This is a genomic window from Klebsiella sp. MISC125, assembly GCF_051131775.1.
Taxonomy (GTDB): Bacteria; Pseudomonadota; Gammaproteobacteria; order Enterobacterales; family Enterobacteriaceae; genus Klebsiella.
The window spans coordinates 5,706,475-5,727,111 of sequence record NZ_CP180448.1 but is presented as its reverse complement, the minus strand read 5'-3'; the positions used below and the strand labels follow the sequence as shown (position 1 = coordinate 5,727,111).

At 54.7% G+C, this 20,637-nt stretch carries 20 protein-coding genes and 1 tRNA gene; 6 read left to right on the top strand and 15 right to left on the bottom strand.

Annotation, left to right across the window (positions count from 1 at the left end; genetic code table 11):
• Positions 1–14: 14 nt before the first annotated feature.
• Both yjdN and ACMYSL_RS26805 read right to left on the bottom strand, forming a co-directional pair.
• The gene (gene yjdN, locus ACMYSL_RS26810; protein WP_434660556.1) at positions 15–449 is read right to left on the bottom strand and encodes a VOC family metalloprotein YjdN; all 435 of its coding nucleotides are present in this window, start codon (positions 447–449) and stop codon (positions 15–17) included.
• 212 nt (positions 450–661) lie between these two features.
• On the bottom strand, positions 662–997 hold the full coding sequence (locus ACMYSL_RS26805) for a zinc ribbon domain-containing protein YjdM (RefSeq protein WP_139540880.1): 336 nt from the start codon (positions 995–997) through the stop codon (positions 662–664).
• A gap of 539 nt (positions 998–1,536) precedes the next feature.
• On the opposite strand from ACMYSL_RS26805, the gene proP reads away from it, so the two are divergent.
• The gene (proP, locus tag ACMYSL_RS26800) at positions 1,537–3,039 is read left to right on the top strand and encodes a glycine betaine/L-proline transporter ProP (RefSeq protein ID WP_434660554.1); all 1,503 of its coding nucleotides are present in this window, start codon (positions 1,537–1,539) and stop codon (positions 3,037–3,039) included.
• 51 nt (positions 3,040–3,090) lie between these two features.
• Here proP and melR read toward each other — a convergent pair whose 3' ends face one another.
• Positions 3,091–4,032, bottom strand: a complete 942-nt coding sequence (gene melR / locus ACMYSL_RS26795) for a transcriptional regulator MelR (protein WP_434660552.1) — start codon at positions 4,030–4,032, stop codon at positions 3,091–3,093.
• Positions 4,033–4,269: 237 nt separating this feature from the next.
• Between melR and ACMYSL_RS26790 the strand changes: the two genes are divergently transcribed.
• Positions 4,270–5,616: an alpha-glucosidase/alpha-galactosidase gene (locus ACMYSL_RS26790; protein ID WP_304255223.1), complete on the top strand. Its 1,347-nt coding sequence runs from the start codon at positions 4,270–4,272 to the stop codon at positions 5,614–5,616.
• Entirely contained in the window at positions 5,609–5,803 is a 195-nt protein-coding gene (locus ACMYSL_RS26785; protein ID WP_434660550.1) for a hypothetical protein, read from the top strand. The genes ACMYSL_RS26790 and ACMYSL_RS26785 overlap by 8 nt, the downstream gene beginning before the upstream one ends.
• Positions 5,804–6,068: 265 nt before the next feature.
• On the opposite strand, the gene cbpM is transcribed toward ACMYSL_RS26785, so the two are convergent.
• From cbpM to ACMYSL_RS26770, 3 genes are all read right to left on the bottom strand, one after another.
• Positions 6,069–6,374: a chaperone modulator CbpM gene (cbpM, locus tag ACMYSL_RS26780; protein ID WP_139540885.1), complete on the bottom strand. Its 306-nt coding sequence runs from the start codon at positions 6,372–6,374 to the stop codon at positions 6,069–6,071.
• Positions 6,374–7,294: a curved DNA-binding protein gene (gene cbpA, locus ACMYSL_RS26775; RefSeq protein ID WP_434660547.1), complete on the bottom strand. Its 921-nt coding sequence runs from the start codon at positions 7,292–7,294 to the stop codon at positions 6,374–6,376. Before cbpA ends, cbpM begins: the two co-directional genes overlap by 1 nt.
• A gap of 144 nt (positions 7,295–7,438) precedes the next feature.
• The gene (locus ACMYSL_RS26770; protein WP_434660545.1) at positions 7,439–8,119 is read right to left on the bottom strand and encodes a TerC family protein; all 681 of its coding nucleotides are present in this window, start codon (positions 8,117–8,119) and stop codon (positions 7,439–7,441) included.
• 222 nt (positions 8,120–8,341) lie between these two features.
• On the opposite strand from ACMYSL_RS26770, the gene ACMYSL_RS26765 reads away from it, so the two are divergent.
• Positions 8,342–9,124 carry a DsbA family protein gene (locus ACMYSL_RS26765; protein WP_434660543.1) on the top strand — a complete coding sequence of 261 codons (783 nt, stop codon included), beginning with the start codon at positions 8,342–8,344 and terminating at the stop codon, positions 9,122–9,124.
• Between the two features lie 32 nt (positions 9,125–9,156).
• Here ACMYSL_RS26765 and ACMYSL_RS26760 read toward each other — a convergent pair whose 3' ends face one another.
• On the bottom strand, positions 9,157–9,753 hold the full coding sequence (locus ACMYSL_RS26760; RefSeq protein ID WP_434660541.1) for a TetR/AcrR family transcriptional regulator: 597 nt from the start codon (positions 9,751–9,753) through the stop codon (positions 9,157–9,159).
• Positions 9,754–9,867: 114 nt separating this feature from the next.
• Here ACMYSL_RS26760 and ACMYSL_RS26755 point away from each other — a divergent pair, with 114 nt between their 5' ends.
• Positions 9,868–10,455: an NAD(P)H-dependent oxidoreductase gene (locus ACMYSL_RS26755; protein WP_434660539.1), complete on the top strand. Its 588-nt coding sequence runs from the start codon at positions 9,868–9,870 to the stop codon at positions 10,453–10,455.
• Between the two features lie 46 nt (positions 10,456–10,501).
• Here ACMYSL_RS26755 and ACMYSL_RS26750 read toward each other — a convergent pair.
• From ACMYSL_RS26750 to aspA, 7 genes are all read right to left on the bottom strand, one after another.
• Positions 10,502–10,577: transfer RNA gene (locus ACMYSL_RS26750), tRNA-Phe, on the bottom strand.
• 115 nt (positions 10,578–10,692) lie between these two features.
• Positions 10,693–12,780: a DUF1176 domain-containing protein gene (locus tag ACMYSL_RS26745; protein ID WP_434660537.1), complete on the bottom strand. Its 2,088-nt coding sequence runs from the start codon at positions 12,778–12,780 to the stop codon at positions 10,693–10,695.
• Positions 12,781–12,848: 68 nt separating this feature from the next.
• On the bottom strand, positions 12,849–13,424 hold the full coding sequence (locus ACMYSL_RS26740) for a transcriptional regulator (protein WP_434660536.1): 576 nt from the start codon (positions 13,422–13,424) through the stop codon (positions 12,849–12,851).
• A gap of 35 nt (positions 13,425–13,459) precedes the next feature.
• Positions 13,460–15,223 (bottom strand): protein-disulfide reductase DsbD, encoded by a 1,764-nt coding sequence (locus ACMYSL_RS26735; protein ID WP_434660535.1) that lies wholly within the window; start codon positions 15,221–15,223, stop codon positions 13,460–13,462.
• Positions 15,199–15,522, bottom strand: a complete 324-nt coding sequence (cutA, locus tag ACMYSL_RS26730; RefSeq protein ID WP_112216238.1) for a divalent cation tolerance protein CutA — start codon at positions 15,520–15,522, stop codon at positions 15,199–15,201. Before cutA ends, ACMYSL_RS26735 begins: the two co-directional genes overlap by 25 nt.
• 93 nt (positions 15,523–15,615) lie before the next feature.
• The gene (locus ACMYSL_RS26725; RefSeq protein ID WP_110274511.1) at positions 15,616–16,917 is read right to left on the bottom strand and encodes an anaerobic C4-dicarboxylate transporter; all 1,302 of its coding nucleotides are present in this window, start codon (positions 16,915–16,917) and stop codon (positions 15,616–15,618) included.
• Positions 16,918–17,035: 118 nt separating this feature from the next.
• Positions 17,036–18,472 carry an aspartate ammonia-lyase gene (gene aspA / locus ACMYSL_RS26720; protein ID WP_110274510.1) on the bottom strand — a complete coding sequence of 479 codons (1,437 nt, stop codon included), beginning with the start codon at positions 18,470–18,472 and terminating at the stop codon, positions 17,036–17,038.
• Between the two features lie 338 nt (positions 18,473–18,810).
• Here aspA and ACMYSL_RS26715 point away from each other — a divergent pair, with 338 nt between their 5' ends.
• Positions 18,811–19,287: an FxsA family protein gene (locus ACMYSL_RS26715; protein WP_434660533.1), complete on the top strand. Its 477-nt coding sequence runs from the start codon at positions 18,811–18,813 to the stop codon at positions 19,285–19,287.
• Positions 19,288–19,313: 26 nt separating this feature from the next.
• Here the strand turns inward: ACMYSL_RS26715 and yjeH are convergent, their stop codons facing one another.
• Entirely contained in the window at positions 19,314–20,564 is a 1,251-nt protein-coding gene (gene yjeH / locus ACMYSL_RS26710) for an L-methionine/branched-chain amino acid transporter (RefSeq protein ID WP_434660532.1), read from the bottom strand.
• Positions 20,565–20,637: the final 73 nt, after the last annotated feature.

Here is a 20,637-nt window from a genome sequence, read left to right as displayed (position 1 = left end):
GGGAAATATAGGCTTCAAGGCTCTTTCACCACGTTGACCATCCAGGGGACGCCGAAGCGGTCGGTCACCTTACCGAAACCGTGGGCCCAGAAGGTTTCCTGCCAGACCATCTCTATCTGCCCGCCGTCGGCGAGGCAGTCAAACCAGCGTTTACCTTCCTCAATATCTTTTGGATCCAGCACGAGGGTAAACCCGGCGTAGCGCTCCGTTTTGCTGGAGGGACTGTCGCTGAGCATCAGGATGCCGTCCGCCACGCGCAGGCTGGCGTGGGCGATACCGTCGGCGGCGAGATGCTGGCCCGAAGGGCAACCGTCTTCGGCATCCTGTATATCCTGCGGCATTTCGCCATAAGTGATTTGGTGGATGAGCTCAGCACCCAATGCCTGCTGGTAGAACGCGATGGCTGCGGCGCAGTTGCCGCTAAAAGCGATGTAGGGACTTAAGGGCATAACCATTACCTCGGGTAACGAATATCTCATTAAGCGTAGAAGGGGATTGCAAAATTAAGCCAGGCGGCAGCGGCGGAATACCAGATACGCCAGCAGGTCTGCGTAGGGTGACCGGGGAATAATGACCACTTTTCAGATTTTTCTATCGAGAAATATATTCCCGCCCGACGGCGTGCGCTGGGGAATAATAGCGACGCCGGGCAGGAAATAAATCAGTTCTTTTTAACAAATTCAGATTTTAACTTCATCGGGCCAAAACCATCGATTTTGCAGTCAATATTATGATCGCCTTCAACGAGGCGGATATTCTTCACTTTTGTGCCGATTTTCAGCATAGAAGAGCTACCTTTAACCTTCAGATCTTTCACCACGGTAACGCTATCGCCGTCGGCCAGTAAATTACCGTTGGCATCTTTGACAATCAGCGCGTCGTTATCGTCAGCAGGCTCGGCATTGTTCCATTCGTGGGCGCATTCCGGGCAGATAAACATGCCGCTGTCTTCATAAGTGTATTCAGAATGGCATTTTGGGCAGTGTGGCAGTGACATGACGTTCCTCGCGATTACTGGATAAAACAGGACGTTGGTCCATTAAATGGCGGCTGATAGCCGAAAGTAACGCTGATTATAACGCAATTCCGCACTTTTGTCGGGCCTTTTTTACGGGCGTTCTCGGGGAAGAAAGCAAATATATATCGCGAAAAACCGCCAGGTTATTTCCATAAAATCGGCCAGATATTTCCGGAAATGTATCGTTAACTTCCAATATTCATTGAACTTATTGGTTTTGGGTGACTCTGTTTAAGGGTAGGTAAATTTTTGTGAAGTTGATCCCATAATTAAACGCTGTTAGGGTAAAAAGGCGAGATCGCAAATTCACCATACTTATAGCGACTCCGTTTATTCATTTATGGCCAGAGCAGGCGTCAACAGGTTCGGTTGTACAGACTGTCAGCAGACAGTGCAGGCAAACCTGCTACGCTTGAAAGGTGGAGCACAGCAATGAATTGCTCCCAACGCATGACGCGAATGACCTTGTCATTCGGCGGAGATTCGTGCGCTCAAGGCGAGAGCAAAAGAGGAAAATTATGCTTAAAAGGAAAAAAGTAAAGCCCATCACGCTTCGGGATGTGACCATCATTGATGACAGCAAACTGAAGAAAGCGATTACCGCAGCCTCGCTGGGTAACGCGATGGAATGGTTCGATTTTGGGGTTTATGGTTTTGTTGCGTATGCCTTAGGTAAAGTCTTCTTCCCCGGTGCAGACCCCAGCGTGCAGATGATTGCCGCACTCGGTACATTCTCGGTTCCCTTCTTAATTCGTCCGCTAGGCGGCCTGTTCTTCGGGATGCTGGGCGATAAATATGGCCGACAAAAGATTCTGGCGATAACTATCGTCATTATGTCGATAAGTACATTCTGTATCGGTCTTATTCCGTCGTATGCCACCATTGGTATCTGGGCACCGATCCTGCTGCTGCTGTGTAAAATGGCGCAGGGCTTCTCGGTAGGCGGGGAATATACCGGTGCATCAATCTTCGTCGCTGAATACTCGCCTGACCGCAAGCGTGGCTTTATGGGCAGCTGGCTGGACTTTGGTTCGATTGCCGGTTTTGTCATGGGCGCGGGCGTGGTGGTGCTGATTTCCAGCGTGGTGGGCGAAGAGAACTTCCTCGACTGGGGCTGGCGTATCCCGTTCTTCCTGGCGCTGCCGTTAGGGCTTATTGGTCTTTATCTGCGTCACGCGCTGGAAGAGACCCCGGCGTTCCAGCAGCATGTTGATAGCATGGAGCAGGGCGATCGTGAAGGCCTGCAGGAAGGACCAAAAGTCTCGTTTAAAGAAATCGCCACCAAACACTGGCGCAGCCTGCTGACCTGTATCGGTCTGGTGATCTCCACTAACGTCACCTACTACATGCTGCTGACCTACATGCCGAGCTACCTGTCGCATAACCTGCACTATTCGGAAGATCACGGGGTGCTGATTATTATCGCGATTATGGTCGGGATGCTGTTTGTGCAGCCGGTTATCGGTATGCTCAGCGACCGCTTTGGTCGTCGCCCGTTTATTCTGGTGGGTAGCGTAGCGCTGTTTGCGCTGTCGATTCCGGCCTTTATCTTGATTAACAGTAACGTTCTCGGCCTGATTTTTGCCGGTCTGCTGTTGCTGGCGGTGATCCTGAACTGCTTTATCGGGGTGATGGCTTCGTCGCTGCCGGCGATGTTCCCGACCCATATTCGCTTTAGCGCCCTGGCCAGCGCCTTCAACATCTCGGTGCTGATTGCGGGTCTGACGCCAACCCTGGCCGCCTGGCTGGTGGAAACCACGCAGAACCTGATGATGCCAGCTTACTATCTGATGGTGATTGCGGTTATCGGTCTGGTTACTGGCCTGTCGATGAAAGAGACCGCCAATCGTCCGTTGAAAGGGGCGACGCCTGCGGCATCCGATATTCAGGAAGCGAAGGAAATCCTCGGTGAGCACTACGATAACATCGAGCATAAAATCGAAGATATCGATCAGGAAATCGCCGACCTACAGGAAAAACGTTCTCGTCTGGTGGATCAGCATCCGCGTATTAACGACTAATCTGTTAGCGTTGTGAATCATGCCGCCGCGGGCTTTCCCCGGCGGCATTTTTTATGACTCGGCGGGCGGCAGGCTGTGGCGACGCTGTTGGCTCAGCTTGCGATACTGCTGCGGCGGCATGCCGACATACTTGTTAAAGGTGCTGTAGAAGCGGCTGCTGGAGCGAAAACCGGCGGCCAGGGCAATATCAAGAATGGTTTTATCGGTGTCGCTGAGCAGAGCGCGAACGTGATTAATGCGCATCGTCGTAATGTACTGCTTCATGGTCTGCTGCATCACCCGCTGAAAAATCCCCATCGCGTAGTTGGCATTCAGCTTCACGTGTTCGGCGACGTCGTCGACGGTGAGCGCCTGATCGTAATGGGCAGCGATATATTCCAGCATCTGGCTAACGTAAAACTGGGCGTGGCGCGACACGCTGTTCTTGTGCGTACGCGAGGTTTTGTTTACCAGAATTGGCTGCCAGCCGGAGAGGCTCAGGCGTTTGAGCATCAGGGCAATTTCATCGATCGCTAGCTGGCGGATCTGTTCATTGTTGCTGTTCAGCTCATGCTGCCAGCGCTGGATTTCAAACACGCTCAACTGCTGGGCGGCTAGCGATTTCACCACCATCCCGTGAGTGACGTGGTTGATAAGCTCCCGGTCCAGCGGCCAGGACAAAAACAGATGCATCGGCAGGTTAAAGATAGCCATCTGCTTGCAGTCGCCGGGACGAGTCAGCCGATGAGGCGTGCAGGCCCAGAACAATGTGATATAGCCCTGCTTAATGCGTACTACTTCATCGTTGATCAGATATTCCACATCGCCATCGAAGGGAACGTTTACCTCCACCTGACCGTGCCAGTGGCTGGCGGTCATCGCATAAGGCGTGCGCAGTTCGATATCCATCCGCTGATATTCAGAGTAGAGCGCCAGCGGGCTGCGGGGTTGATGCTCATCGCTACTGCTCATATAGGAGTCGGCAGGCTGCGCCGCGTGGGATTTATCGATCATGATGTGGATTCCTGAATCATCATACTTGCCGATTTTTGCGCCAGTGAGCCCTCATCTTAGTCGAAATAACGGCCCGTTTTCTCTTCTTTTCCGTCTATTTATTCCCAGAACCTCATATTTTATGCTTGCAGATTGTCGATCTGAGCTTCCGGGAATGCTCCAGGGGGAACAGGGCAGCGCGGCAAAGGCCCGACGTGCCACTCTGTCACCGTTCAATGACCTTATGGAGAGAGCCCTATGTCTGCCCCAAAAATTACCTTTATCGGTGCCGGTTCGACGGTGTTCGTCAAAAATATTCTCGGTGATGTTTTTCAACGCCCGGCGCTGAAATCGGCGCATATTGCCCTGATGGATCGGGATGCGACCCGTCTGGAAGAGTCACATACTGTGGTGCGTAAACTGATGGATTCACTCGGCGCTGATGGAGAAATCAGCTGCTATCGCGACCAGAAAGCGGCGCTACAGGATGCGGATTTCGTGGTGGTGGCCTTCCAGATCGGCGGCTATCAGCCCTGCACGGTGACCGATTTTGAAGTCTGTAAGCTGCATGGCCTGGAGCAAACCATTGCCGATACCCTTGGCCCGGGTGGGATCATGCGCGCGCTGCGTACCATTCCGCACCTGTGGCGCATTTGCGACGACATGACTGAAGTTTGCCCGAACGCCACGATGCTTAACTACGTCAACCCGATGGCAATGAATACCTGGGCGATGTACGCCCGCTATCCGCATATTAAGCAGGTTGGGTTGTGCCATTCGGTGCAGGGGACGGCGGAGGAGCTGGCCCACGATCTGGACCTCGACCCGGCGGATTTACGCTACCGCTGCGCCGGTATCAACCATATGGCTTTTTATCTGTCGCTGGAGAAAAAGCTTGGTGACGGCAGCTACGTCAGTATTTATCCGGAGATGTTGCAGGCGTTTGCTGAGGGCCGCGCGCCGAAGCACCGCGAGGATTCGCGCTGCCAGAATATCGTGCGCTACGAGATGTTCAAAAAGCTCGGCTACTTCGTGACGGAATCCTCCGAGCACTTCGCCGAATACACCCCGTGGTTTATCAAACCGGGGCGTGAGGACCTTATCGAGCGTTATCAGATACCGCTGGACGAATACCCGAAACGCTGCGTGGAGCAGGTGGCAAACTGGCACAAGGAGCTGGAGCTGTATAAAACCAGCGAGCGTATTGAGGTGAAACCGTCGCGCGAATACGCCAGCACCATTATGAACGCCATCTGGACCGGTGAGCCGAGCGTGGTGTACGGCAACGTGCGCAACGATAATCTTGTCGACAATCTGCCGCAGGGGTGCTGCGTGGAAGTGGCCTGTCTGGTGGATGCTAACGGCATTCAGCCGACCAAAGTGGGCAAGCTGCCTGCTCATCTGGCGGCAATGATGCAAACCAACATCAACGTGCAGACTCTGCTGACCGAGGCGATCCTCACCGAAAACCGTGACTACGTCTATTACGCGACCATGATGGACCCGCATACGGCGGCGGTGCTGGGTATTGAAGAGATCTATGCGCTGGTGGATGACCTGATCGACAGCCACGGCGACTGGCTGCCGGCGTGGGTGCATGGTTAATTATTGTGCGGTATTTGTGCCGGATGGCGGCTTTGCGTTTTTCTCCCGGCTCGCGCTGCGCTTAGCCGGGCTACTGGTTCACTGTTATCTGCGGATGGGTAGCCCGGACAAGGCGCGTCAAGCGCCGCCTCCGGGGAAACAGCGTACAATGTTGCTTCAGGTTATCTTCCCGGTGGCGCTGCGCTGACCGGGCTACGGGTTCACCGCCGTCTGTGGACGGGTAGCCCGGACAAGGCGCGTTAAGCGCCTTGTCCGGGGGAACAACGCGCAATGGCGCTTCATATTATCTTCCCGGTGGCGCTGCGCTGACCGGGCTACGGGTTCACCGCCGTCTGTGGACGGGTAGCCCGGACAAGGCGCGTCAAGCGCCGCCTCCGGGGGAACAACGCGCAATGGAGCTTCAGATTATGTTCCCGCTGGCGCTACGGGTTCACCGCCATCTGCGGACGGGTTTAACTATGCGTCAGAAAGCGCGCCAGCCGATGCTGCAGGATTTGATTTTCGCGGCTCAGGCGCGCGTTCTCATCCAGCAGCGTCAGCGCCACGGCGATACCCGGCCAGTCCAGTTCCAGCTCCTGTCGCAGGCGTAGGGCGCGGTGAACGAGCGTCACCGCGCTATCATCAAACAGCCAGTTTTCCCGCTGCGGCTGGCGTGGTTCAATCATGCCGAGGCCGACGATTTCGTTCAGCTCCTCCTCGGAAACGCCGGTGTGGAGACAAAACTCGGTAATCGTGAACGTCACTGTTATCTTAGCCATCAGGCTTTCCCCCATGTCTTACGCGGCTCGAAGCTGGCTTGCGCATCGGCCAGCTGTTGCCAGAGCGCGCGGCTCTTCTCATCTGGTTTTGGCGGCATAACGATTTTAATCACCGCATACAGATCGCCGGTGGTGGTTTTACTGACCAGCCCTTTACCTTTCACGCGCAGGCGCTGCCCGGCCTGGCTGCCCGGTGGGATAGTCAGCAGAATGCTCTCTTTCAGCGTCGGGATGGTGACTTTGGTACCTAACGCAGCTTCCCACGGTGACAGCGGCAGGACGATTTCAAGATTATGGCCGACGACATCAAACAGTGGATGCGGAGCGATATGAATCACCAGCCACAGGTCGCCGTTCGGGCCGCCATTTTCGCCGGGGGTGCCCTGGCCTTTGAGGCGGATGCGTTGACCGTCAACCACGCCCGCAGGAATTTTCACGTTCAGCGTTTTCGGCGTTTCGCTTTCAACCATGCCAAAGACGTTATAAACCGGCAGCTTATAGCTGATGGTGCGCGTCTGCTCGGCCAGAGTCTCTTCGAGGAATACCGCGACTTCTATCTCTAAATCGTGCCCCCGGACGCCGTGCTGGCGGCGGCTGTGGTGTGCCTGCTGGCCAAACATGGTTGAGAAAATATCGTCGAAGTCCTGCTGGCTGTAGCTCTGCTCGTGGGAGTGTTGCTGCTGACGACCAAACTGCGGATCGTTGCGGTGCTGCCAGAGCTGGTCATATTCGGCACGGCGCTGGTCGTCTTTGAGCACTTCCCAGGCTTCGGCGAGGTCTTTGAATTTGGCTTCGGCCTCGGTTTCTTTGCTGACATCGGGGTGATATTTGCGTGCCAGACGGCGATAGGCGGTCTTGATAGTTTTCAGATCGTCCGTTGGCTGAACCCCTAAAATGGCATAATAATCCTTTAATTCCATGATGTTATCTCATTTATGCGCAATATTACGGTTACAGATCCCTGGATCAGGTGTCTTTAATAAGCGTAGGGCAAATGAGAGCAGGTGTGGGGGAAAAGTGGCGCAAACTTGACGCCGTCGGGATTGACGGCGCCAGAGTGGGCGCTATTCGGCGGAGGGCTTGCGGTTTCTGCGTAGCCCTTCCAGCAGCACCAGTATTGCGCCAACCGCCCCGCCTATGAGCGGTAGCGCGTCGGGCGCGTTGGGGAACAGATGCACGATGGTCACGTCGGTCACCATCATCGAACCGGCAATCCAGCCAATCAGCGCGCCGCCCAGCATCACCACGGACGGGAAGCGGTTAAGGATTGCCAGCACCAGTTTACTGCCTGCGACGATAATCGGGATGCTGATCAGCACGCCCAACGCGACCAACACCAGGTGGCCTTTCCCGGCTGCGGCAACCGCCAGCACGTTATCTAGCGACATAATCACATCGGCGACGGTAATAGTGACCGCGGTGCGCCACAGACTGCTGGAGCTGCTGACTTCGCTCTCTTCTTCCTGATTGGTGACCAGCTTGATGCCAATCCACAGCAGCATCAGCGCACCGACCACTTTTAACCACGGTAGTGAGAGCAAATAGATAGCCACTGCCAGCAGCAGCACGCGCGCCACTATTGCGCCGAAGGTGCCGATAATAATGGCTTTGGTTCGCTGATGTGGCGGCAGCTTACGGCAGGCCATCGCGATCACCACCGCGTTGTCGCCGCCTAATAACAGGTCGATAGCAATAATTTGCAGCAGAATAACCGCCACGTCCCACTGACTGAAAAACTCGTTCATACCCAACTCATCTAACTAAAAAAGGATCCCACAGGGAAAAGCAGGGGGCGAAGCGTACTCCCGTTCGGTCGCGTTGACCACCGGGCGGAAAGCCGGAACGTATCCGGTTATTGAAAAATATAGTTACCAATCATTGCCCTGTCTGGTGATGATTCGCCGGCAAAGGATGATATTTTGTGCATAAGACTCACCTGCCGTTTACCTATCGCAAGGACTACCCACATGCCCGGCCATAAGAATTTACTGACACTCGCTTTTATTGGCGCCGCTCTGCTTCCGGTGATGGCGACCGCTGCTGATGCGCCAACCTTCACGCCCGAACAGGAAGCCCGTATTGGCAAAATTGCCGCGGATTATTTAGTCGCGCATCCGGAAGTGCTATTGCAGGCCAGCCAGAAGCTGCAACAGATTCAGGAGCAGCAGCAGGCCAGCGCCGCAACTCAGGCGGTACTGAAGAACGCCGCCGCGCTGACTCAGGATAAAAATACGCCGACCTATGGCCCTAAAGAGGGCAAAGTGACGGTCATTGAGTTCTTTGATTATCAATGCGTTTATTGCAGTCGTCTGGCGCCGGTTATGGAGCAGGTGATCAAAGAGAACCCGCAAACTCGCTTTGCTTTCAAAGAGTGGCCTATTTTCGGCAGCCGTTGGGAAACCTCTCTGGAAGCGGCGAAAACCGGCCTGCAGATTTACCAGCAGAAGGGCGCAGAGGCCTATCTGACCTACCACAACGGGATCTATTCCACCGGGCATAACGAAGGCAAGCTGACGGCTGCCGACATCCAGCAGCAGGCGAAGAAAGTGAATTTCGACGCGAAAAAAGCGACGGATGTTGGAGCGGTGCTGGATGGCACGAATCAACTGGCGCAGGAAATCGGCCTGAGCGGCACGCCCGGGGTTATCGTGATGCCAACAACGGGTGCCACGGAAGCGACGATTACCGTGTTCCCAGGACTGGCGGATAAAGCCTCGCTGGATGCGGCGATTAAGAAAGCAGGCGGCTGATAAGCAAAGCGTCCGCCGCCAGCGGACGCTTCTTAACCACGGCAGCAGCGCTGCAACATCGACATAATCACCTGAAATAGCTCATCTTTAGCCTGTTGTTCTGTGATGACGCCGTTCACTACCGCGGCCGCTAGCCCGTCAGCGGAGCCGAGCATGGCAAGAATGGCGGCCTTGCTGAGATTATCGCTGCCACAAAGCGGTGAAAAGTATTGCCGGCATTTTGCGGTAAATGCGGCGATGCACTCTTGTTTGATCTTCTCCAGCTCAGGCGTCCCGGCCAGCGCGGCCATCACGCTCGGCATTTCCCGTCCCTGATGTAACACGCACTCGATGTAAGCGTTGGCTATCGCCGAGGCCAGTTTTTCCGCATCAGGCTCGGTGTTGCGCAATATCTCATCCATCTTCACCGTCTGGCGTTGGTCGTACTCGGTATAAAGTGTGGCGAAAAGTCCCGAACGGCTGTCAAAATGATCGTAAACCACCGGTTTGGTGACGCCCGCCTGTGTCGCCAGGTAGCCTAGCGTCAGGGCTTCGGTCCCTTCTTCACGAATAATATGCCAGGCGACATCAACCAGTTGCTTGTGCCGCTCTTCTCGCGATAAACGCTGCCGTACGAGTGGTTCAGACATAGAGCATTCTCCCGTTGACAAGCTTATATACCAAAGGTAACTTACCATTGGTAGGTTACTGTTAGTATATAAGACTACGTCCGATATCGTCATATGGCAACTGGAGTCTCCGTCATGCATGCATTAATCGTGGTTTCTCACCCCCTCAACACTTCTTTGACGCATAGCGTCGCCACGGCGATTGCCCAAGGGGTCGCTGAATCTAACCCGCACAATACTGCTGAACTCGCTGATTTAACTCAGGAAGGTTTTAACCCCGTTTTTGCTGCGCCGGATATCGCAGCTTTCCTGCAAACCGACGTCACGCCGGCAGATGTGATTGCTGAACAGGCCCGGATCGACAACGCCGACGCGCTGGTGCTGGTTTTCCCTATTTATTGGTGGTCGATGCCAGGGCTGCTAAAAGGATGGATCGATCGCGTGTTCTCAAATGGCTGGGCTTATGAGGAGACCGCCGATGGTAACGTAGTGAAGAAGCTGGGCCACCTGCGGGTGCATCTGGTTGCCTTAGGCGCAGCGAATCAGAAAACGTATGATAAGCATGGGTTTACGGATGCGTTTAATGCACAAATCTCCCATGGAATTTTTGACTATTGCGGAGCTATGGTGGTGAGTTCTCGGATGATGTTGTTGCCGGAACTGGAAACGGCGGAAGCTCATCTGGAAGCGGGGCATCAGCTTGGAAGGACGATGTTTAGCTGAAAGCAGAAAAGCAAAAACCCAGCCATAGGCTGGGTTCTTTAAATAGTGGTGCCCGGACTCGGAATCGAACCAAGGACACGGGGATTTTCAATCCCCTGCTCTACCGACTGAGCTATCCGGGCAACGGGGCGCATTAAACCGTAATCCGTACGCTCCGTCAATCAAATTTCTCGATTTATCTATCGGTTGCTTAACTTTGCGGCAATTCTGCGCCTGAAGGCGCTTTTTTGCCCAAAATCACATCATGCCGTTATCGCCTTCGCGGGTTTTCCAGCCGCTGGTCACCGAGATGGCGTGGCGTAATCCGGATATCGTGTAGTCGCCGATGACCTCTTCATCATCGCGCGGTGAGCTGATGGTGATTTCCGCATCAACGCTGTGACGGTATGCACCGTGGTGGCTAAAGATGGTACCGATAAAACATTTTTCGTTCAGCCAAACCGGAATGTAAGCCACGGTTTCATAAATATAATTAGACGCCACGCCGCTGTAGTAGCTATCCGCATCGTCGGCTGATGTACCTGGGGGAATAGGGCAAATCGGCGCGTCGCTGTCGCTCTGTGGCTTATCCTTCAGCAGGCTGCTCTGCATCACTTCTAGCGACTTCAGCAGATCTGACTTTTCCCCGTCGCTCAGTGCAGGCGTCAGCGGCTGGTCTTTTTCCGGCGAGCTGATGTCGTCGAGGCTGTAGCGATAGCGAATTGTCACCGCCGGGGTGCTGCTGGAGGGGCTGAATGGGCGTAATAGATAGAGATTATCTTCGCCAAACTGGCCGTTGTACCAGAGGGCATACACCTGGCCGTTAATTCGCACCCAATGGCTCCATTGGTTAGCGCCGCGACCGTTAAGGGAATAGAGTGCACCAGGAACGCCTGCGTCAAAGTCATCGCCGTTGCCGCTGTCGTCGTTATTGACCGCATCAAAAGCATCATCCCCGCGTTTTAATACGCCGGTGTAGCTAAAGAGGCCCGTGCCGCCGACGTAGCTGTCGATGATTAAATCGCGTCTGCCGTCGCCGTCGAGGTCCACTAGCGTAAAGCTGACTTTGCCGTTTTCGGAGTCGGCGCTGATATCGGACTGGAGAAACGCCTGCCACTCATCATCGCTAATATCGGCGGAAGGCTTCGTCGTCGTTACCAGAGAGTCATCTGCATAGCTCAGCGTAAAATGGCTGACATGACCGCTTAGCGGGAACTGTTCGGCGATTTTATTGAGATCCAGTTCCGGGTTGGCCTTTTGCTCTTTTAACACGGCGCTGTACAACGCCTTCAGTGCGCTGTTATCGGCATCTTTCTGCTGCTTTGGGATCACCTGGCTAACGAACGTTGGCAGCATCCATGCACCGCCGGGGGCGATTTCACGGCAGTCGCCGGTGGTGTATTTCAGGCTCTGGACAAACGTTTTGCCATCCCAAACGCGCTCTTCTCCGCTAATACAGTCGGCGATACCGCGGCCTTTGTGGAAAAAGGTGATAACACCATCGGCATAGCTGGAGGCGTCGGTGGTTACCAGTTGAGGCTGAGTCAGCAGCGTTTTATCCACGACCCACATGGCGTAGCCGTCGTTATAGGCCGCGCGCCAGCACAGCGCCTCAATCAGCATATGATTTTTATCCAGCGGAGTTGAGGTGAGTTGTCGTTCCGACGCCGGGATATCTGCGTTTTGCCAGTCATCACAATGACTGTTAAGCGCTGGCGTCAGCCGCGGCAGGAGTTTCTCCCGTAGCTTTGTCGTGAGTGCCGTGGAGGCTGCATTGTGAATGACCGGCGCGGCGATAATTTCCGGCGCAGGCGTTGCCGCCAGGATGTTGTCATCTCCGGCATCGCCTTTACGCACTAGCGCATCGGCGGTGCCCAGACGTTGCTGAAACTCATCCATTTTCAGAAATACTGCGCTGCTGCCTGTGCTGGAGAGCTGCTTGCGCTCGTCGTTAAGCGCCAGCTCAATTTTGCCGCTGTGCTCCAGAGCCTGAATTAGCGCGGCGGTCTGGGTATCGTCAAAGCGAAAATGGCTCTCGTCGTTGGCATCAAGCGCGCCGTTATCCTGACCGTCGATGAATAAATTCACCGTCGCATCGGGCGGAATATCGTGCTCGGTTTGGGCGAAGGTGGCGAGAGCGATGACGTGCTGTGCCTCGCCCGCGTTACGGGTCAGCAAGACGCTGACTTCACCCATTGTCGTGCCATAGCCCGCAGCCCGACAGGTGCCGGTGTTGTCGCAGGCAAGTTCCCAGTCTTTGTGCGCGAAAGAAAAACCTTGCGGGGAAGCTGCCAGAAGCGGTGTTGAACACAGCCCCATGATGGCAACCCAAAGAAGAGAACGCATATAAAACCCTGTCAGCATATCCGTGAGGGGGAAATTATATGCGTGATGTATCGGTTAAGATATCGGAATCAGGTTAGAGCCCCGCCCATTCGACACTGAGCAAAACGCAAAATGTCTTCCGCCAGGCGACGTGCGGTATCGACATCGGCCTGACTGCGTTTGATCAACAGGCGACTCAGGCAGCCTTCGATGATAAGTTCCATCTGCTTCGCAACCATCCCCGGATCGTCAACTTCGAGCTGGCTAAGCAATTCATGAGTGTAGGCTAACGAAGCCTGCTTTTGCTGCTCTGCCAGTTGATGGATCGGATGCTGGGCGTCCGGATAGAACGTACAGGCAGCAATAAACAGACAGCCTGGATAGCGATGATTACTCACGCATGTGGTCAGCGCAGCGTAACGCGCCAGCAGCTTCTGCTCCGCGCTTAGCGACTCGTCCAGCAATAGCTGACGACGCCAGACGTCGACCTGATGGCTGAGATAGCGTAGCGCGTCATACAGCAGGGCTTCGCGGTCGGGCCAGAAACGTTTGAGGTCATCGAGCGGGTAAGCCACGCGCTCGGCGACCATTTCCAGCGTGGTGTTCGCGATACCCTCGATTTCGAGGATTTGGATGGCTTCACCCAGGACATCTTCACGTTGCACGGTCTTCTCCTCCATTTTTCCTCCTAAAGTGTCGCTCACGGTTGTCGATCGCGCAAATGGGCGCTGAATGCCGTAGCATCCATAAAACCCGTGACGCGCTGTGCGGGCTGTTCCTCTCCCTGTTCGTTGAAGAACAGAATCGTGGGTAGGCCGAGCACCTGCAGGTGCTTCAGCAGAGCCGCGTCTTCAGCGCTGTTCTTTGTGACATCCACTTGCAACAGAACGGTATCTTTTAGGGCCTGCTGTACGTCAGGCGAACTAAAGGTGTATTTCTCGAACTCTTTACAGGCCACGCACCAGTCGGCATACAGATCGAGCATCACCGGTTTGCCTTTAGCCTGCGTCAGCGCCTGGTTGAGCTCGGCGATATTATTGATACGGGTAAATTCCAGATGCGCCTGCTGTTGGGCGACCGCTGTGCCGAAAGCCCAGTCCTGTAACGGACGAGCGCTGACCAGCGCGGCACCAAGCATCACAATCTGCACAATGCGCAACCATGGACGGGTGGCGCCAAGCGAGGTAATAAACGCCCAGCTAAAGAAGGCGACACCAAGCAGAGACCAAAGCCGCAGGCCCCAGAGATCGCCGATGATACGTTCCAGTAAAAATACCGGCAGGGCGAGGATCACAAAACCAAAGGCGGTCTTGACGTGAGCCATCCACGGGCCGCTTTTGGGCAGCAGGCGGTTGCCGAATACGGTCACCAGGATCAGCGGTAGTCCCATACCGAGCGCATAGAGATACAGCGTCCCGCCGCCCAGCCACAGATTACCGCTCTGGGCGATATACAGCAAAATGGCGCTCAGTGGGGCGGTCGTGCAAGGCGAGCAGATGAGTCCGGCAATCGCCCCCATCGCAAATACGCCACCCGGCGAACCGCCCTGACGTTTGTTGCTCATCAGCGTCAGACGCGTTTGCAGCGACGAAGGCAATTGCAGCGTAAACAGACCAAACATCGACAGCGCCAGCAGGATAAATACCACCGATAGACCGATTAGCACATAAGGATGTTGTAGCGCCGCCTGGAACTGTAAACCCGCAGCGGCGACCACCAGTCCCAGTGCAGTATAGGTTAACGCCATCCCCTGAACGTAAATAAACGCCAGCAGCAGAGCGCGGGCGGTGGAAAGCCGCTGCTTACCGCCCAGCACGATGCCGGAAATCAGCGGGTACATCGGCAGCACGCAGGGGGTAAACGCGATGCCGATACCAATTAACAGCGCCCATAGCGCGGTAAAGGGCAGGTCAGAACCTTTGTTATCCGGGGCCGGAGAAGAAAGATCAGACGGCGACTCTACCGGCAGCGTCGGGCGTGTTTCCAGTGGCAGAGGCGGATTGAGCTTCGGGGCTACAGCGTCGCTGCTGGAGAGGGCGAGCGCCTTGCCGAGCGGCACAATTTTAGTTTCTGGCGGATAGCAAAAACCGGCATCCGCGCAGCCCTGATAAGTCACGGTAAGGGTTGCGCCTGCGGCTGCCTGAGTCAGGGTTACCGGTACGCTCAGGCGCTGGCGGTAAATTTCACTTTTGCCGTAGAACTCATCTTCATGCCATTCTCCTGACGGCAGAGAGGGTTCGGTAAACGTCGCATCGGCGGACGTCAGTTTGATCTGCTTGCGATAGAGATAGTAACCATCCTTGATTTGCCAGGTCAGATTTAAGTCGTGTTGATTCTGCTGAAAATCAAAGGCGAAAGCCTGATCAGCAGAAACAAAGTTCGAACGGCCAGGAGTGTCGAACAGTCCGGCAATGGCTGATGTGCTGCAAAGTAGCAGGATCAGCGTAATGATGCGTTGAGCCATGAGAGGTAATCGTTGTCTCCGTGAATGACGGGCAGAACCAGAAGTTCAGGGGTTTGATACGGGTGATGGGACTTCAGGCAGTCCAGCAACGCCTGCTGGTGGGCGAGATCGGTTTTCAGCAGCATTTGTACTTCATACTCCTGCTCCAGCTTCCCTTCCCAATAGTAGAGCGAAGTCGCTCCCGGCAGGAGAGTGGCGCAGGCGGCGAGTTTTTCCGCCAGCACTTTGGCCGCCAGATCCTGGGCGGTTGCTTCATCCGGCGCGGTACAGAGTACAACAACAGCATCAGGCGTAGTCATCGTGAACCTCGTATCAGCGAAAAGAGGCACTATAGCACGCAAGGTAAAGGGATTAACGAAACGGGCCAGGATCTGGCCCGAATTTGAAGAGATTTACAGCAGAATGCCACCAAAAATAAACCCGAGGATCACGCACAGCGTAATGGCGATCACGCCGGGGATCAGGAAGGCATGGTTAAAGACGTATTTGCCAATGCGGGTCGAGCCGGTGTCATCCATTTCGACTGCTGCCAACAGCGTTGGGTAGGTTGGCAGGACGAACAGCGCGGAGACGGCGGCAAACGAGGCGATGGCGGTCAGCGGCGTCACGCCCAGCATCAGCGCAGCGGGCATCAGCGCCTTGGTGGTGGCGGCCTGGGAGTAAAGCAGCGTCGCGGCGAAGAATAACACCACCGCCAACAGCCACGGATAGTTGTGCAGCAGGTCGCCTGCGACGGTCTGAATATCGCTAATATGCGCTTTGACGAAGGTATCCCCCAGCCAGGCGACGCCGAGAACGCAGACGCAGGCGCTCATCCCGGATTTAAAGGTGCTGGCGTTGAGCACTTCACCAGTATCGATTTTGCAGGTGATGCTAATCAGCGTGGCGATGGTCAGCATAAACACCACAATCGCTTCATTACGCGGCAGGACCGGGTTTTGAATCAGGCCAACGGTGTCGCTGATGGCGGTGGCGTAGAACATCACTGCCACAATACCGACCAGGAACAGCAATACGGAGCGTCTGGCGTGTGGCTTAAGCTCAAACACCTGGCTACCGCGCAGTTTGACTTCCCCTTTTGCCAGACGCTCCTGGTAGACAGGGTCATCTTTGAGCTCACAGCCGAGGAAGTTACATACGATGGCGGTGAGCATGACGGCAACCAGGGTTACCGGAATACAGATCGCCAGCAGGGTCAGGTAGCTCACACCCAGCGGTTCGAGGATCCCGGCAAAGAACACCACTGCTGCGGAAATCGGCGAGGCGGTAATCGCAATCTGCGAGGCCACCACGGCGATCGAGAGCGGGCGTGAGGGGCGAATACCCTGTTCTTTCGCTACTTCGGTGATAACCGGCAGAGTGGAGAACGCGGTATGCCCGGTTCCCGCCAGCACGGTCATAAACCAGGTGACCAGCGGGGCGAGAAAGGTGATGTATTTAGGATGACGCCGGAGCATTCGTTCGGCGAGGCTGACCAGATAGTCCATCCCCCCGGCGACCTGCATGGCAGCGATAGCGGCGATGACCGCCATAATGATTTCGATGACGTCGAAGGGGATCGCGCCGGGTTGAATTTGAAAGACGAGGGTCAGGACGAGGACGCCCAGGCCACCGGCAAAACCAATGCCGATGCCTCCGAGTCTGGCTCCCAGATAAATAGCCAGCAGGACAATAACGAGTTCTGCACTAAACATATATGCCTTCCTTGTTTTATTAACAAGTTGATATTGGATTGTTGTAATTTGGTGGAACTATAAGAACAAAAAAGGCATGTCATCGCTGACATGCCTGTGGTTAGTTTAATCGGAAAGCTTACTGTTCGCTTTCATCGGTGTATCGCTTCGCTTTATAGGCCGGATGCATCAGGTTCTGCGCAGAGAAGATGTCATCCAGCTCGGCTGCGGTCAGCAGCCCGCGCTCAAGCACTACGTCCCTGACGCTCTTACCCGTTTCGGCGCAAATTTTGCCGACGATATCGCCATTGTGGTGGCCAATATACGGGTTGAGATAGGTGACGATGCCAATCGAGTTATAGACGTAGCTTTCACATACCGCTTTGTTGGCGGTGATGCCGCTCACGCATTTTTCCAGCAGGTTGTAGCAGGCGTTGGTCAGAATATGGATAGATTCAAACATCGCCTGGCCAATCACCGGTTCCATGACGTTCAGCTGTAGCTGACCGGCTTCGGAAGCCATGGTGACGGTAGTGTCGTTGCCGATAACTTTGAAACAGACCTGGTTCACAACTTCCGGTACCACCGGGTTAACCTTGGCTGGCATGATGGAAGAACCCGCCTGCAGTTCCGGCAGGTTGATTTCGTTCAGGCCAGCGCGCGGACCGGAAGAGAGCAGGCGCAGGTCGTTACAGATTTTCGACATTTTGACCGCCAGACGCTTCAGGGAGCTGTGTACCATCACGTAGGCACCGCAGTCTGAAGTGGCTTCAATCAGATCTTCTGCTGGTACAACCGGTAGGCCGCTGACTTCTGCCAGCTTTTGTACCGCCAACTGTTGATAGCCATCCGGGGTGTTCAGGCGGGTACCGATAGCGGTCGCGCCGAGGTTCACTTCCAGTAGCAGTTCAGCAGTGCGCAGAATGCATTTGGTTTCTTCGTTCAGTAGAACGCTAAATGCATGAAATTCCTGGCCGAGGGTCATCGGTACCGCATCCTGCAGTTGGGTACGGCCCATTTTCAGAATGTCCTGGAACTCGACGGCTTTATGCTGGAAACCTTCGCCAAGCTGGTTGATAGCATCGATCAGCTTGAGGATTGAGGCGTAGACCGCGATGCGAAAACCGGTCGGGTAGGCATCGTTGGTGGACTGGCATTTGTTAACATGGTCGTTAGGGTTGAGGTACTGGTATTCACCTTTCTGGTGACCCATCAGCTCAAGGCCGATGTTCGCCAGCACTTCGTTGGTGTTCATGTTAACGGAGGTACCTGCGCCGCCCTGGAATACGTCAACCGGGAACTGGTCCATGCATTTACCGTTGTTCAGCACCTCGTCGCATGCGGCGATAATCGAGTTCGCTACGCTCTTGGGGATAGTTTGAAGTTCCTTGTTAGCCAGCGCTGCGGCCTTCTTCACCATCACCATGCCCCGGACAAATTCAGGGATGTCGCTGATTTTGCTGTTGCTGATGTAGAAGTTTTCAATCGCTCTCAGAGTATGAACGCCGTAGTAGGCGTCAGCTGGAACTTCCCTGGTACCCAACAGATCTTCTTCGATACGAATGTTGTTTAACATGTGAACCTTCTTTTCAAGCTGCTATATGAATTCACCCAATACGCAGAATTTATGAGATCTCGCGCATTTTCTAGCCGCAGATTATTTCTTTAACCGGCCCGGTGCCCACGATCATATGCTGATGATAGCGAATATCAGTCATCCTGATCACTTATTATGTAGTGAATTCTATAAGAATTATTAATTTGTGAAATGAATCACCGCTTTTCCATTCTTGAAAAAAATAAGCTTTTTTTACGATTGAAAAATGGCGCTTTGGCCCAACATCTTACTAATGCGAATAGCACATCTATGACTACGGGCGCCGACATCGGCGTCTGTTAATGAAGGAGACGCCGGTGCGTTGGATTCCGTTAATTGCCGTTTTTTTATACGTTTACATTGAGATATCGATCTTTATCCAGGTCGCCCACGTGCTTGGGGTGCTGCTGACGTTGATTCTGGTGATCTTTAGCTCGGTGGTGGGGATATCGCTGGTGAAAAACCAGGGCTTTAAAAACCTCATGCTGATGCAGCAGAAAATGGCGGCAGGGGAGAGTCCGGCTGCTGAGATGATCAAAAGCGTATCGCTGATTATCGCGGGTCTGCTGCTGCTGTTGCCGGGATTCTTTACCGACTTCCTGGGTCTGCTGTTGCTGTTGCCGCCGGTACAGAAACACCTGACGTTGAAGCTGATGCCGCACCTGCGCTTTAGCCGGATGCCGTGCGGTGGATTTAGCGCCGGAACGGGCGGCGGTGATACTTTTGAAGGTGAGTATCAGCGTAAAGACGATGAGCGCGACCGTCTGGATCATAAAGACGATCGCCGCGACTAAGATTCCTCAGGCCGGGCAGCCCCGGCCTATAGTATCCTCTCAGCTAATCTGCGCTTTGGTAAAAACAGCCACAGCACCGCCAGCATGATAAATGCGTACAGGCTCTTCCAGCCAACCATCGCCAGCAGCAGCAGGCACAGCACGCTGCCAATCGCCGCCAGTACGCGATAACGCCCCTGAAGTAACCGACAACCCGCCAGCATGCACAGCAGATAGATCATGATGAAAATGCCGTTGGCGTAGACGATCAGGGCATCGAGATTGATATTGAGTGCATAAATGCACAGAGCGCTGATCACACAACAGCCCAGCACCGCATTCAATGCATTGCGCGGAATTTGCCGTGGCGACAGCCGGGCCAGATAGCTATCTGGCTTGTATTGCGCTTGCGACCAGACCAGTCGGGCAAAGCTCTGAATATAAATATTGAGGCTGGCGAAGCAGGCGAGGTAACCAATAACACAGGCAATCCACAGTGCCTGAACGCCGAACAGACGCACGACGATATTGGGCAATGACGCAGCGGCGGCCATCTCTTCGCCAAAGGCATGAAAATGCAGAACCAATACGGTACATGCCCAGTAGACGGAACCTGCGAGCAATAAGCCAATCATCAGCGCACGGGGAAAATCACGTTCCGGTTGCTTAAATTCAGACGCCAGATGAGCGAAAGCCTCAAGGCCGACAAAACACCAGAACATCACCGAGAGCGCAGAGAAAAGCTGTGAACTGTCGATATCAGCAGCGGCAGGAAAGGGGATCTGCGTTGGGTTGATTCCGCCACGCCACCAGATAGCGGCGATCAACGCGACAATGAGGACCGCAACCAACGTTTGCAGATTGGCGCTGGAGCTGGCACCGCGTGAGCCGACCCACCAGATGATCGCCAGCGTTCCCAGCTCGGCCAGCAGCAACTGGCTATCATGCCAGCCAAAAAGCGCCTGACCAAAGCCGGTGGCAATATGCAGCGCAGCAGGCAGTCCTACCGGGATCACCGATAAAAATAGCCAGCCGGTAACGCGAGCCAGGCGCGGGCCAAAGGCCATATCAACAAAATGCGCGACGCCACCTGCGCTGGGAAAATGGCGACCAAGGATGGCAAAGACGATAGCTATCGGGAACACCAGCAGGATCAACGCAGGCCAGGCCCACAGGCTATTGTCACCGGCGACCAGTGCAGCCAGTGCCGGGACGGCAAAGACACCGGTTCCCAGTAATGATGTGGAAAGTAACCCAACTCCTTGAGCAAGCCCCAACTCCTGTTTCAAACCACTCATGATTCAACCTTGCGCCCGGCAAAAAATGAATGGTATCACAATCGCTTTTGCTTATGACGGCTGGCTGCAGCCG